The sequence below is a fragment of the Ensifer sp. ENS03 genome (assembly GCF_014852035.1).
GTDB classification, from domain to species: Bacteria; Pseudomonadota; Alphaproteobacteria; order Rhizobiales; family Rhizobiaceae; genus Ensifer; species Ensifer adhaerens.
In genome coordinates this window covers 46681-59889 of the sequence record NZ_JACVAV010000006.1, presented here as the reverse complement: position 1 = coordinate 59889, position 13209 = coordinate 46681, and the positions used below count along the sequence as shown (strand labels likewise).

Genomic DNA, 13209 nt, shown 5'->3' with positions numbered 1-13209 from the left:
AGATCCGCGACAGTAAGATGTTGTGAGACATGTCCGCTTTGCGCCAATAGCCAGCTTCGGTTGCGTGGTCAGACAGGAAGATCACCGCTCCATGTCGCACCGCCAGGCGCACGCCTGCGCGCCTGGCGGACTGATGAGCGTTCCCGCCACACTTACCGTTCGATCATACGGTTCCAGCGCTTGTTCCATTCCTGCCGGTTCTGGTTGATCGCATCCCAATCAAGGACCTTGGCGGTCTCCATGTTGGCCTTGAACGTCGAGAGCTTCGCGTTCGCCGCATCTGTGCCGGCCTTGGCGTTGACGTTTGACGGGATGATGTTGCCGTGATCGAGCGCCAGGCTCTGTGCCTCGGCCGAAAGCAGGTAGTGGGCGAGCTTCTGACTGAGTTCCGGTTCGCTGTTGTTGGCGATCACGCATTCGGTGACGGCGAGCACGACGGAGCCTTCCTTCGGCTGGGCGTATTCCACTGGAATGCCCTTGTCTTTGAGGTTGTTGACGGCTGTTGGGGTCAGCGGGAAGATCGCTGCCTCTCCGGTCTGCACCATTTCGGAGATCTTCGCCGAACTCGGGATGAACTCGATGACGTTCTTGCCGATCGTATCGGAGAACTTGTCGAAGCCCGGTTCAACGTTGGTCTCGTCGCCGCCCTGGATGCGGTTGAACATCAGGAAGGCGTGCAGGCCGAAGCTCGATGCGGAAGCCGACTGGAACACGACGGCGTTTTCGAATTTGGGATCGGCCATGTCCATCCACGAGGTCGGCGCCGGCCAGCCCTTCTCGTCGAAGAGCTTCTTGTTATAGGCAAGGCCGGTCATGCCCATGTCGACGCCGATCGCCATGTCGTCTTTCAGGCGGGCAGCCATCTGGATCTGGTCAAGCACCGGATCAGCAGCAATCTTCTGGCAGAGACCGCCGCCGATGGCGCGCACCATTACGCCATCGTCAAGCAGCATGACATGCATCTGCGGATTGTCCTTGGCGGCGGTTGCCTTGGCGAGGATGTCGGCGGAGGTACCGGGTACGACGACGACCTTGACGTCGTTCGCCTTTTCGAAAGGCGGCAGCACGTGCTCGGTATAGGCGCGTTCGAAGTTTCCGCCGTTCATGCCGATGTAGAGCGTCTTGGTTTCCGCCGAGGCAGAATTCTGCTGCATAACGAACGCCAGCAGTGCGAGGGCCGTGGTTTTGGTAAGCCGTTGGTCGATCATGGTATTCCCCTTTCTGTTTACAACGAGGCTGCAGTTTCGGCCGCCACCTTGCGGAAGCGGCCAATGGAAAAGGCGTCTATCGGCGTAGTGCTGCGGCCCTCGGTGACGAGTTCTGCGAGCACTTCGCCGACGGCGGGCGCGGTCTGAAAACCTGCGCCGCAGAAGCCAAAAGCGTGGAAGAGGCCTGATGTCGTCTCGCTCGGGCCGATCACCGGGTTGCCGTCGGGCATTTCCGCCTCGGTTCCAGACCAGAAGCGGATGACCTGGGCTTCAGCCAGATGCGGAAAGAGCGTGATTGCACGCTGCATGACGGAGGATGCAGCCGTCACCGACGGACGCGAATAGTCGGGATCTCCAAGGGGCAGGCCGCGACCGCCCCCCATGACGTAGTTGCCGCGCGCCACCTGCCGGCCATAGAAGCTGCCGCCCTGTTCACCCATGCTGACGGGCAAACGCAATGGCAGAGGTTCGGTGACCACCATCGAGGGATAGATACGTGTCAGCGGTACAGGCTCGTTGAAATTCGCGGCAAAGCGGTCGGACCAGGCACCGGCGCTGTTGACCAGTTGTTGGCAGCGGATCTCGATGCCGTCGCCGGCGAGGATCTCGAAACCGTTTCCGGTCGCAGCGACGTCGCGCACCGGCGTCTGCTCCAGTACCATCGCGCCGGCGCGCTCGGCGGCTCGTGCGAAGGCGGGCGCAACGAGACGCGGATTGGCGTGGCCGTCACCGGGGCAGAGCGACGCGCCGACCGCCTGGGCGGAAAGCCAGGGGAACCGGTGCGCCAACGCCGAACCGGCAACGAGCTCAAGCCCCAACCCATAGTCCCGAACCGTCTCGGCATAGGCTTCGAGCTTGGCAAAATCCTTTTCCGTGCGGGCGAGCTTCAGATGGCCGGAGCGCATGTACTCGGCATCGATGCCGACCATTGCCTTGAGTTGCGGCCAGATACCGTGTGCGCGCTGCGACAAAGGCAATTGTTCGGGGGCGCGGCCCTGCCGGCGCACGCCGCCATAGTTCACCCCGCTCGCCTGCGCGCCACAATAGCCCCTATCGATGAGGGCGACTGAAAGCCCCGCTTTACGCATGGCAAGTGCTGCGGAGCTGCCGACCAGCCCGCCGCCGATGATCGCGACGTCGACGGAGATGCGCCAGCTCATGACCGAGCCTCCGCTTCTACGGCAGCACCGAAACCAAGCGGGATCGGCTTGACCGGCGCCTGAGCGCGAAGGCGACCAACCTCACCGGGCGAAACGCCACAAAGCCCGCTCAAGAACTCGGTGGCAGCGGCGGAACACATGCGCCCCTGGCAACGTCCCATCCCGACCCGGCTCAGCGCCTTCAGGCGGTTGATCTCGCTGATGGAGCCGCTCGCAATGGCGCGGCGTCCTTCTGCAATGGTAATCTCCTCGCAACGACACAGCGTCGTCTCGTCCGGGACCGTCTCGAACCAATCAACCGGGAAGGGAAAGGCACGTTCGAGGATATCACGCTGCCGCAGGATCGCTTCGCGGGCCGCCACCAGGCGCGCTCCATCCGCTGATGCTTTCCCCGCATCCTCGAGCAGAGCGGCCGCGGCGAGCTCGCCCGAGACTTCCGCCGCATCGGCGCCGGCAATTCCGCTGCCGTCACCGCCAACGTATACGTTGGCCCGGCTAGTGCGCCCCATGGCGTCTCGCTCAGGCAGCCACACGCGATCGCGCTCGTCAAAACAGAAACGGCAGCCGGCAAGATCGGCAAGCTGGGTTTCTGGCCGAAGGGAAAAACCGTAGGCGAGCGCGTCGCAGGATACCGTCTCGACGACCTCACCTTTGCTTGCCCGCCGACGGAAGCGAAGACCCTCGACCTGGCCCGTCCCGAGGACCGCCTCCGGCCGCACGCCGTTGCGGATCTTCACGCCGGCCAGCTGGAGCTGGAGCCCGTAGAAAACACCAAGCCCGACGATGCGCGGCGCATGGATGGCAAGCGACAGCAAGTGTCGCTTCGACGTGATGGGTGCTGTGTCGAGCACCGCCTCCACGCACGCGCCGGCCTTCATATATTGCCAGGCAACGAGGTAGAGCAGCGGACCGGAGCCCATGAAGACGATGCGGTCACCAATTGTGCAGCCCTGGGCTTTCAGCGCCACTTGGGAGGCGCCGAGCGTGTAAACTCCAGGCGTCGTCCATCCCGGAAATGGCAGCACGCGATCGGTCGCGCCGGTGCACAGGATCAGTTGCGAAAAGCCGATCTGCCGATGCACGCCGGCCAAAAGGACATCGAGCTGATTGCCGCGCTCAGCCGCCGAAACATTCCAGACCAGCGTTTCGGGGCGATAGTCGATCGCAGGCAAGAGTGCCTCGAAAGCCTCGTGTAACCTTCTTGCCTTGCCAGCTTCCGAACCATAGCGACTGCGATAGGATCGACCGTCGTCGATCAGCGGGCGTCGATAGATCTGCCCGCCAGCGCGCAGACCTTCGTCAAGCACGATCGGCCTGAGACCTGCGCGCACGAGGCGCTCGGCGGCGCGTATGCCCGCCGGTCCGGCGCCAACGATGACGGGCTGCAACGGCTCAATCATGGGCCGTCTCCGACACCGCGCCGAGATCGGTGATGAAAGCCATGCCCGCGAGCAAGGCGGTGCTGCAGGCGCGGACGCGGCTGCCTTGCGCCGTCATCACATAACAATCCTGACAGGCGCCGATCAGGCAGAAGCCGGCCCGGTTCTCCCCGGTGAATTCGCTCTGTCTCAGGCGACCGCTGACCGAGAGTATCGCCGTCAGTACCGTGTCGCCGCGGCGCCCGGTTTGGGCCGTCCCGTTCAATGTGAAGGGCACGAGTGTCTCGTCCAGGCGGTAGCGCCGCCGGAGTAACGGGTTCATCGACATCGGATATCAGCCCTTGCCCACAAGCAGCCGGTCGAGACCGAACAGGCGATCGAGGATGATCATCGTAACGGTGGCAAGTGCGATCATGAGCGTCGAAACGGCCGCCATCATCGGATCGATGGATTCGCTCGCGTACATGTACATGCGGACCGGCAGCGTTACCGTCGACGGCGAGGTCACGAAGATCGACATGGTCAGCTCGTCAAAACTATTGATGAAGGCGAGCAACCAGCCGCCGCTGACACCTGGCAGCATGAGCGGCATGGTGATCCGGCGAAACACCGTCCACTCCGCAGCCCCCAGCGTGCGCGCCGCATTTTCGGCGTTGCGGTCCATGCTGGTGAGTGACGCCAGGATCAGCCGCAGCGTATAGGGGGTGACGACGATCGCATGGGTGGCGACAAGCCAACCGAAGGACCCGCCCATGCCCATCAGCGAGAAGAGACGCAGGAAAGCGACGCCGAGGACCAGGTGCGGAATGATCAGTGGCGACAGGAAAAGCGCGTTCAGCGCCTCACGGCCGCGGAAATCGTAGCGGGTAATCGCCAGCGCCGCCGGAACCGCAAAAACGGTGGAGATGGTGGCTGATAGCAGGGCGAGCCTTACGCTGTTGCCGAAGGACGACATAAAGTCGGCATGATGGAAAACCGCCTTGAACCACCGTAGCGACAGCCCATTCCAGGGCATCGCCAGGGTGTTTTCCGGCGTGAAGGCCACGAGGCAGACGACCACCATCGGCGCCAGCATGAAGACGACGACAAGGCTATGGAATGCGAGAGCGATGGGTCCGTTTCTCTGCATGGCTTCAACCCAGCTTGCGCTTCGCCTGCCGCTCGATGAGGCGGTTATAGGCGAGCATGATGACGAGATTGGCGACAAGCACGATGATCGCGATGGTCGCACCGAGCGGCCAGTTCAGCTCGATCAGGAACTCGTCGTAGACAAGTGTTGCCGCCATTTTCAGCCGCCGGCCGCCAAGCAGGCCGGGGATGGCAAACGAGCTTGCCGAGAGTGCAAAGACGATGAGGCTGCCGGAGAGGATGCCGAGAGCCGCCTGCGGAAAGACGACGCGACGAAGGGCGGTGAAGCGCGAGGCGCCGAGGGTGAGCGCTGCCGCCTCGACCGTCGGGTCGAGTTTCTGCAGAACGGTCCAGACGGGGATGACCATGAACGGCAGCATGATATGGACGAGACCGATGACGATCGCCGTCTCGGTGTAGAGAAGCTGCACCGGGTCAAGGCCGACAATGGCAAGCGCGCTGTTTACAAAGCCGTTCTTGCCGAGCAGCATGCTCCAGCCGAAGGTGCGCACCACCACAGAAACAAGCAGCGGGCCGATGATCACGAGCAAGAAGATCGACCGCCAGGGCTTGCGCATGTTCGAGAGCACGTAGGCCTCCGGCACACCGATCGCCACCGTGATGACCGTCGTCAGAAGCGCAAGCCGCAATGTCCGCCAGAAGGTCGAGAGATAATATTCGTCCTGCAACACCGTGAGGTAGTTGGCGAAGGTGAAGTCGCTCTGGATCCCGCCGGTATAGTCATAGCTGTTGAAGGAGAGGATCACCGTCAACAGAAGCGGCAAGAGCACGAGGCCGATGAAGAACAGGGTGGTCGGCCCGGAAAGAGCCAAGGGCGCGAGCTGGCGCGGCTTGATGGCGGAGGTAGCGGCGCTCATCACTTGGCCGCTCCCGCCAGCACACGACAATCGGCACTCTGCCAGGCAAGCCCAACGGTTTCGCCTTCCATCGGCGGCGGCGCACCGAGATTGGGAACCGCAACGGCAAGAACGCCCGCCGGTGTCTCGGCGCTGACCAGCCATTGGCTCCCCATGAAATAGCGTGTCGTCACTTTGCCCTGGATCTGGCCCTCGCCCGGCTCGGTCAATCGGAGCTTTTCTGGGCGGATGAAGATCGAGACTTTGCCATCCGGCTCGCGGCGGTCGGTGTTGAAGCGGATCGGCGTGTTGTCGATGCAGATCGACGCACCCTTGCCGTTGAAGGACGAGGTCGCACACATGAAGTTGGACTTGCCGACGAAGGACGAGATGAAGTCGTTGCGGGGATGCTCATAGAGTTCGTAAGGCGTATCGACCTGGGTGATGCGCCCCTTCTCCATGACGACGACGCGATCGCTGATCGACAGCGCTTCAGCCTGATCATGGGTCACCATGATCGTCGTGATGCCGACGGTCTGCTGGATGCGGCGCAATTCGAACTGCATCTCTTCGCGAAGCTGCGCATCGAGGTTCGATAGCGGCTCGTCAAGCAAAAGCACCGGCGGATTGATGACAAGCGCCCGGGCAATCGCCACGCGCTGGCGCTGCCCGCCCGACATCTCGCGCGGGTAGCGATCGGCAAGCGCCGAGAGATGGACCAGCGACAGGATCTCCTTGATCCGTTTGTCGCGCTCCGGTTTTGCGACCTTGCGCATTTCGAGGCCGAAGGAGACATTCTGCGCCACGGTCATATGGGGGAAGAGCGCATAGCTCTGGAAGACTACGCCCAGTTCGCGTTGCGGCGGCGGCAAATGAGTGATGTCGCGCCCGCCCATGGTTATCGTGCCCGAGGAGGGACGCACGAGCCCGGTGATCATCTGCAGGGTCGTCGTCTTGCCGCAGCCCGAGGGCCCGAGCAGCGAGATAAACTCGCCCTTTTCGACCGCCAGATCGAAATCATGAACGGCCGCGACCGATCCATAAAACTTGGAGACCTTCTCAAGGTTCAGGAAACTCATGCTCATTCTCCCGTGGGTCGCTACCCCTGGGATCGCCTGCCCCATTTTTCTTGTCGGCGATCCCGGCGGCTGCGACACGTCGTCAACCATCGAACCTTCCTTCAGGCGTTGAGATCTCCGGCGTACGCGAGTGCACCGATAAAGGCACGGTTTCGCGCTCGGAATAGCCTCTCGGCTATTCACGTCTGGCACATCCACCCCTTGAAGAAGGCTTGCGTGAATTAACTCCAGGAAATTGACGAAAAACACAAATGCAATTTTCTATTTCGGAATTTTTTGTTAGAAAAATCCGATATACGGAATTACGCCACGCAGATTTTGAAAGATTTTCGCAAATGTCGGAATCAGAGAACGCCGGAAGCTCCAGCCTCACCAAGGCGATCCACATCCTGAAAGACCTCGCAGATAACGCGAGCGAGGGTGTGCGGGTCATCGATCTCGCGCGGAGGCTGAATCTCAGCCAGCCATCGGCGCATCGGCTATTGAAGACCCTGATTGCCGAAGGCCTCGTGGAGCAAATGCCAGAGGGGAAATCCTACCGCCTGTCGCTGGAGTTCTTCTCGATCGCCTCGCAGGCGCGCAGGCGAGAAGGCATCCTCGACATCGCCCGGCCGTCACTCTTGAGGCTGTCCGCCACCTTCAACGACACGGTCTTTCTGCTGGTGCGCAGCAATTTTGACGCAATCTGCCTCGACCGCGTCGAGGGTCCCTTCCCGATCCGCTCCTTTACCGGCGACATCGGTGGCAAGGTGCCGCTCGGCATCGGCCAGGGCAGCATCGCCATCCTCGCCCACCTGCCAGAGGAAGAACGCGAGGCGATCATCAAGTTTAATATGCCTCGCATCATGGACCGGGCGGCGATCGACGAGGTGGACCTGCGCATCAAGATCGAGGAGGTCAGGCGGATCGGCGCAGCCCAGATGAATTTCGAGATGATCGAGGGCATGGCTGGGCTCGGCGTGCCGGTTCTTGACCGCAACGGCATCGCCGTCGCCTCCTTGAGCATCGGCACGCTGGCATCGCGCCTGACGGAAACGCGAAGCGGCACGATCACCGATCTCTTGAAGGCAGAGGCGCAAGCGATCAGCAGTAAGCTCAATCCCTTCGACCCGACCCTACGTTATCCGGCCTCCGCCTTGCGGGCCGCGCAGAAGGGCTGAACCTTTAGGAACATGCGACTGAACTACGGGCGGTACCTGCTTTCCGGGGGCTCGCTGACTGTGATGGAAATTGCAAATATCACAGGCTTCGCGGACACAGCGCACTTCTCGCGTGAGTTTCGCAAAGCGTTCGGAGACACGCCGAGCGCGTTCCGCGCATCAGAACGCACCAACGAGCATCAACTGGTAGCTGAAACGGTTGGGCGCCGAGCTAATGCTTCAGGATCTGACCGAGAAACAGCTTGGTCCGCTCGTGTTTTGGATTGTCGAAGAAATCATCGGGCCTAGCCTCCTCGAGAATCTGTCCCGAGTTCATGAAGATTACGCGATCTGCGACGGCCCTGGCGAACCCCATCTCGTGCGTGACGCAGACCATCGTCATGCCGTCCTTTGCCAGGCTCGTCATGGTATCAAGGACTTCGGACACCATCTCGGGGTCGAGCGCGGATGTCGGTTCGTCAAACAGCATCACGGCCGGCTGCATGCAGAGCGAGCGCGCGATCGCGACGCGCTGCTGTTGGCCGCCGGAAAGCTGGATTGGAAACTTGTGGGCCTGTTCCGGGATGCGTACCCGATCGAGGAATGTGAGCGCCCTTGCCCGCGCCTCCGCTTCCGGCACGCCGTTGATCCACATCGGTCCGACCATGCAGTTCATCAGTACGGTCATGTGCGGGAAAAGGTTGAAGTGCTGGAACACCATGCCGACGTTGCGGCGCACATCCGAGACATTGCGCATCTTCGGATGCAGGTTGATCCCGTTGACGACGATCTCACCTTCCTGGTGCGCTTCCAAGCGGTTGAAGCACCGGATCAAGGTAGATTTGCCGGATCCGGACGGACCGCAAATCACGATGCGTTCGCCCTTGCGGACCGTCAGGTTGATGTCGGTCAGCACCTGGAAGGCGCCGTACCACTTGGAAACATTTTTGACGTCGATGATGGTCTCGGCGCTCATCTGACCTTGCTCCTGGCATAGTGACGTTCGATGCGGGACTGGATCAGCTCGAGAACGATAGACATCGTCCAATAGAGCATGGCGGCTGATATGAGCATTTCCATATGCTGGAAGGTCTTCTGGCCAAGAGTTCGTGCGAGAAACATGAGTTCCCAGACACCGATGACGGAGACCAGCGAGCTGTCCTTCAGCATGGAAATGAACTGGTTACCGGTCGGAGGGATGATGACCGGCAGCGCCTGAGGCAGGATGACCTTGCGCATCGTCAGCCCGAAGCCGAAGCCGATAGAGCGCGACGCCTCCCACTGGCCACGGTCGATGCTCTGGATGCCGGAGCGGAAGATTTCCGTCATGTATGCGCCGTAGCAGAGCGAAAGTGCCAGAATACCGGCCGGCACCGCGTCGATGATGAAGCCGAGCTGCGGCAGCCCGAGATAGATCAGATAAACCTGCATCAACAGCGGCAGGCCGCGAAAGAAGGACGTGTAGAAGCTCGCAATCGCATAGGCGAAGCCGTTGGTCGAGAGCTTGGCCACGGCGCCGAGGATGGCGATCGCCGAGGCAATCACAATCGAGATCGCCGAAACATAGACCGTCGTCACCAGCCCTTGCGTGATGAGGAACGGCAACTTTTCCTCTATGAAGGGCAGGCTGAGATCGAAGGTCTGGAAGAAGGCGAGGAACAGCGCCAGCAATTCGAGCCAGACGACGACGATCTGGACCCTGAGGCTCGCAAAGCCGATCAGGACGATGTTGAGGCAGAAGAGCACCGCCACGACGAAGGCGGTCGCAAAGCGGCCGTAGAATCCGCTTTCGAGCGGCTCGCCGATCACTGGCCGCATCAGTTCGCCCATCGTTGTGCCGGTCAGACCGAAGGCCGTGAAGGCAATGAGGACGGCAGCGAACATGCTGGCCACGAACCATGGCTTGTGGACGAGTATTTCGGACTCGACAGTATCCGGATAAAGCATCTTTGGTCCCTTTGGACAACGTGCGGTCCGGCTGCCCGGACCGCCAGACATGGCTGCCTTACTTCACGACGGTGTAGTCGACGCCGTACCATTTCTCCGACAGCTTGCTCAGCGTGCCATCGTCCTGCATCGCCTTGATCGCTTCGGCGATCTTGTCGCTCAGCTCCTTGTCGCCGTGTTCGACAGCGACTGCGAGCGGTTCGTAAAAGACCGGGTCGCCAACCTGCTTGATCGGATAGCCGGCCTTGATTGCGTCGCGAATGCTGGGCAGCGACGATACGACTGCGTCGAGCCGCACACCGTCACCGAGGCGCAAATCATCGAATGCGGTCGTCGAATTGGCGTAGGACTTCACCTCCTTCGGCTTGAAGGTGTATTCGAAGGCAGGTGCGCCAGCAGCGTCGAGGGTCAGATCCTGTTTGGCATAGGCTTCGAAGGTGGACGTCGCCGTCGCACCAACGACCTTGTCGTCCAGATCGATCAGGCCGACCACAGGGCTGTCCTTGTGCACGGCCACGGCGGCCGGGGTGTAGTAGTAGACGGCCGGGAAATCGAAGACCTTGGCACGCTCCTTTGTCGGCGTCATCGAGCCGACATGCATGTCCCAGCGCCCCTGCCAGTTGCCGGCCGTGATGATGTCCCAGCCGGGAGTTACGAACTCGACACCGACACCCAACCGCTTGGCGAGTTCCTTGGCGACATCGACATCGAAGCCGTCCATCTCGTTCTTTTCGTTCATGAAGGACTGCGGCGCCCAGTTGGCGTCGGTCGCTACCTTCAGTGTCTTTGCATCGAGCGCGTGGTCGAGTACGGCACCGGCGTGGGCCGGAACGATCGCGAGCGACAAGGCAAACGATGCCGCCGCGGTGAGTTTTGCGAATGTGTTCATGTTGTCGTTCCCTTTGTCGTTCTGGTTTTTGACAGGGTCCTCTTCCTGCCATCGGGTTGATCTTGAGTTCTGAGCCCGCCATCCGTCTTCCGGCGATACGAGGTAGCGCGGCGCTGCCCCTTCCTAGAAAACGTGGAAGTCAGCGCTCTCCTTTTTCAGCCATCTCGTCGCGGACGCGCCGGGCCACGCGGAACGCTTCGACGCCTGCGGGAATGCCGCAGTAGATCGCGATCTGCACGAGTGCTGCGCGAAGCTCTTCGTCGGTCAAACCGTTGCGGATCGCCCCGCGAAAGTGGATGCCGAATTCGTGCATGCGGTTGAGCGCCGCAAGCATTCCGAGGTTCAGTAGGCTGCGGCTCCTCAGGTCGAGGCTTTCGTCCGTCCAGACGGTGCCCCAGCAATGTTCGTTCAACAGATCCTGAAACGGCCGCGAGAAGGCATCGCTGCTGCCGATTGCCCCATCGACATAGTCATCGCCAAGCACCTGGCGCCGGATGGCCTCTCCCCTTGCTCGCAGTGCTTCATCCATCGACCGTCTCCCCCTGGCTCATGAACTCGCCCATCAGCGTTGCCACGACGTCGGGCGCCTCGATCAAGATGGAATGGCGAAGGCCCGGCAGGATACGAAGCTCGGACCCGGGAATGCGCTCGTGCATGTAGCGCGCCATGCGCGGGTTGGAGCCGGCATCGTCTTCGCCGGTAGCAATCAGCGTTGGGCATCGGATCTGATCGAGAAAGCCGCCGAAATCCGTTTCCGCCAACACACGATAGGCTGCCGCGTAGCAGTCGGGATCGTTTTCGGCATCCCGCGCCCTTAGCCGTTGGATCACCTGCGGGTTGTTCTCCTGGAACTCTTCCGTCAGCCAGCGCGACAGCGAGGCATTGTGATGGTCGGCAGGCGTTCCGTCTCTGAGGGCGGCGAGGCGGTCGAGAACCCGCTCACGCTCGGCCGGCGTGCGGCCGGCGACGGTCGACAAGAGCGCCAGCCTGCGCAGACGTCCAAGGTGGGTCAGAGCGAGACGCTGGGCGATCAGGCCGCCCAGCGAAAAGCCTGCAAGATTGAAGGTCGGGAAGCCCGCTGCGTCGGCAAGCCCCAGCGTCTCGTTGACGAAGTCGTCGATCTCGTAGCGGCCCTTGACCCGGCTGGAGCGGCCATGACCACGAAGGTCGAATGTCAGGATCGTGAACCGGTCCTTCAAACGTTCGACCACGCCCGACCACGCTTCGAGATAGGAGCCGACGCCGTGGATGCAGACGAGCGGTTCGCCTTCTCCCTCGATGCGGTAGTTGAGCGTCACCTCTCCGACGGTATGGCGCTGAGCTCCTGCCATGTTCAGGCACCCACCGCGATACGCTTCTGTTCCTTCTCACGGGCCGCGAAGAAGGGCATGATTTCGCTGGCAAATAGCTCCAGCGTCCGCTTCTGCAGCTCGAACGGCAGATTGAAGGTCAGGCCCAAGCAATACTGGTCCACACCGGCGGCCTCATAGACCAACAGCTTCTCGATCGCTTCGTCCGGCGTGCCGAACATCAGGTTCTTGCGGATGTTGTCCGGATTGTAGTTGTCCTTGCCCTTGACCGCTTCGTAGGGCACTGCCTCGGGGAAGCCGTTGTGCACCGTGCCGATATTCTGCATGAGGTTTTCGAAGGCGCGGCCGTAGTCCATGCTGTGCTTGACGGCACGTTCCCACCCATCCGGCCGGTCATAGACGCAGGTGCGGCGCTGCATCATAAAGCGCGGGCGCGGCACCTCCGGATGATCGGCGACCGCCTTGCGAAATTTCTCGGAGAGCACGTGGATTTCGGCTTCCGGCGCGGAGAGCGGCGTCGATAGGATACTGGCGCCGTTTGCGATCGCCCAGTCGAAGGTTCCGGGATCGCGCGCCGCCACCCAGATGGGCGGGTGGGGTTGCTGCAGCGGCTTCGGCACTGCCGCCGTGACCGGAAACTTCCAGTATTGTCCCTCATGGGCATAGTCGCCGGACCAGAGCTTCTTCACGGCCGGCACGATCTCCTTCATGTAGGCCACCCCCTCCTGCTGCGGAATACCACCCGCCATACGGTCGAACTCGTACTGGTAGGAACCGCGCGCGATCCCGAACTCCAGGCGGCCATTGGTCAGGTGATCGCAGAGCGCCGACTCGCCGGCGAGCCGGATGGGATTCCAATAGGGCGCGACCAGAGTGGAGGTGCCGAGCCGGATGCGATCCGTGTGCTGCGCGAGCCAGACCAGCGTCTGGAACGGATTGGGGGAGATCGTGCATTCCAGCGTATGGTGTTCTGCAGTCCACAGCGTTTCGAAGCCGCCTTCGTCGGCAAGCCGTGCGAGTTGCAGCAAGTTGCTCTTGACCTGCTCCATCGGAATATCGGGGGAGAAGCGTTCCATCGTGAGGGAGACTGCGAACTTCATGTTTTCTGCCTTT

The 13209-nt window shown here is 61.6% G+C and carries 15 protein-coding genes; 2 read left to right on the top strand and 13 right to left on the bottom strand.

Going from position 1 to position 13209, the window contains the following annotated elements:
• Positions 1 to 152: 152 nt before the first annotated feature.
• From IB263_RS20740 to IB263_RS20710, 7 genes are read right to left on the bottom strand one after another with little or no spacing between them, the layout of a single operon-like run.
• A complete protein-coding gene (locus IB263_RS20740; protein ID WP_060519060.1) occupies positions 153 to 1208 on the bottom strand; it encodes an ABC transporter substrate-binding protein in 1056 nt (351 codons plus the stop codon).
• A 17-nt stretch (positions 1209 to 1225) separates the two neighbouring features.
• Entirely contained in the window at positions 1226 to 2368 is a 1143-nt protein-coding gene (locus IB263_RS20735) for an FAD-binding oxidoreductase (RefSeq protein WP_110819683.1), read from the bottom strand.
• Positions 2365 to 3768 carry an NAD(P)/FAD-dependent oxidoreductase gene (locus IB263_RS20730; protein WP_060519056.1) on the bottom strand — a complete coding sequence of 468 codons (1404 nt, stop codon included), beginning with the start codon at positions 3766 to 3768 and terminating at the stop codon, positions 2365 to 2367. Before IB263_RS20730 ends, IB263_RS20735 begins: the two co-directional genes overlap by 4 nt.
• Entirely contained in the window at positions 3761 to 4069 is a 309-nt protein-coding gene (locus IB263_RS20725; protein WP_246802208.1) for a (2Fe-2S)-binding protein, read from the bottom strand. Before IB263_RS20725 ends, IB263_RS20730 begins: the two co-directional genes overlap by 8 nt.
• A 12-nt stretch (positions 4070 to 4081) precedes the next feature.
• On the bottom strand, positions 4082 to 4876 hold the full coding sequence (locus IB263_RS20720; RefSeq protein WP_060519051.1) for an ABC transporter permease: 795 nt from the start codon (positions 4874 to 4876) through the stop codon (positions 4082 to 4084).
• A 4-nt stretch (positions 4877 to 4880) separates the two neighbouring features.
• Positions 4881 to 5753: an ABC transporter permease gene (locus IB263_RS20715; RefSeq protein WP_060519049.1), complete on the bottom strand. Its 873-nt coding sequence runs from the start codon at positions 5751 to 5753 to the stop codon at positions 4881 to 4883.
• Entirely contained in the window at positions 5753 to 6811 is a 1059-nt protein-coding gene (locus IB263_RS20710; RefSeq protein ID WP_060519047.1) for an ABC transporter ATP-binding protein, read from the bottom strand. The genes IB263_RS20715 and IB263_RS20710 overlap by 1 nt, the downstream gene beginning before the upstream one ends.
• 335 nt (positions 6812 to 7146) lie before the next feature.
• On the opposite strand from IB263_RS20710, the gene IB263_RS20705 reads away from it, so the two are divergent.
• A complete protein-coding gene (locus tag IB263_RS20705; RefSeq protein ID WP_060519046.1) occupies positions 7147 to 7971 on the top strand; it encodes an IclR family transcriptional regulator in 825 nt (274 codons plus the stop codon).
• A gap of 12 nt (positions 7972 to 7983) precedes the next feature.
• Positions 7984 to 8259 (top strand): helix-turn-helix domain-containing protein, encoded by a 276-nt coding sequence (locus IB263_RS34730; protein ID WP_082566333.1) that lies wholly within the window; start codon positions 7984 to 7986, stop codon positions 8257 to 8259.
• Here the strand turns inward: IB263_RS34730 and IB263_RS20695 are convergent.
• From IB263_RS20695 to IB263_RS20670, 6 genes are all read right to left on the bottom strand, one after another.
• Entirely contained in the window at positions 8183 to 8926 is a 744-nt protein-coding gene (locus IB263_RS20695) for an amino acid ABC transporter ATP-binding protein (protein WP_034799947.1), read from the bottom strand. The genes IB263_RS34730 and IB263_RS20695 overlap by 77 nt on opposite strands.
• A complete protein-coding gene (locus tag IB263_RS20690) occupies positions 8923 to 9897 on the bottom strand; it encodes an amino acid ABC transporter permease (protein WP_034799945.1) in 975 nt (324 codons plus the stop codon). Before IB263_RS20690 ends, IB263_RS20695 begins: the two co-directional genes overlap by 4 nt.
• A 58-nt stretch (positions 9898 to 9955) precedes the next feature.
• Positions 9956 to 10786, bottom strand: coding sequence for a transporter substrate-binding domain-containing protein (locus IB263_RS20685; protein WP_110819684.1), 831 nt, complete (start codon positions 10784 to 10786; stop codon positions 9956 to 9958).
• A gap of 139 nt (positions 10787 to 10925) precedes the next feature.
• A complete protein-coding gene (locus IB263_RS20680; protein ID WP_110819685.1) occupies positions 10926 to 11315 on the bottom strand; it encodes a carboxymuconolactone decarboxylase family protein in 390 nt (129 codons plus the stop codon).
• Positions 11308 to 12117, bottom strand: a complete 810-nt coding sequence (locus IB263_RS20675) for an alpha/beta fold hydrolase (protein ID WP_034799940.1) — start codon at positions 12115 to 12117, stop codon at positions 11308 to 11310. Before IB263_RS20675 ends, IB263_RS20680 begins: the two co-directional genes overlap by 8 nt.
• 2 nt (positions 12118 to 12119) lie before the next feature.
• Complete coding sequence (locus tag IB263_RS20670) at positions 12120 to 13196, bottom strand: LLM class flavin-dependent oxidoreductase (protein WP_060519041.1); 1077 nt, start codon at positions 13194 to 13196, stop codon at positions 12120 to 12122.
• Positions 13197 to 13209 lie beyond the last annotated feature (13 nt).